General features: G+C 38.7%; 1 protein-coding gene. It reads right to left on the bottom strand.

The window, feature by feature from the left end:
• Window positions 1–302: LON peptidase substrate-binding domain-containing protein (locus tag JR005_RS00970; protein ID WP_218665411.1), on the bottom strand; the 302-nt coding region annotated here is incomplete at its 3' end.
• Window positions 303–375 lie beyond the last annotated feature (73 nt).

Below are 375 nucleotides of genomic sequence, written 5' to 3'. Positions count from 1 at the left end.
AAGACTTTAATGCAGTTTTCATCATTCTCATGATTGACCACTTGAACGATTTTAGCCACAGTTCCGTACTGATACAGATTATCGTGATCAATTTCTTCTGTAAGCGAATCTTTTTGCGCAACTACAAATACTAAATTGTCACCGTTACGAGCCACATCCACTGCATTGATCGATTTTTCACGACCCACGAATAGCGCAATTTGCATGTGTGGATAGACCACAACATCACGCAATGCTAATAGTGGTAATACACTTGGAACCTGTGGCTCTAAGGTTTCATTATTTAAAATATATTCAGACATGGGCACTCCTAATGAGTGACAACGGTGTTGCCATGTTTTTTATAGTGATGTGCATTTCAAAAATTACAAGGGC

Origin of the sequence: Acinetobacter sp. Colony158, from assembly GCF_019264745.1 — a bacterium.
Lineage (GTDB): Bacteria > Pseudomonadota > Gammaproteobacteria > Pseudomonadales > Moraxellaceae > Acinetobacter > Acinetobacter ursingii.
Note: the sequence above shows the minus strand (reverse complement) of the source record. Positions and strands in the feature narration are given on the sequence as shown.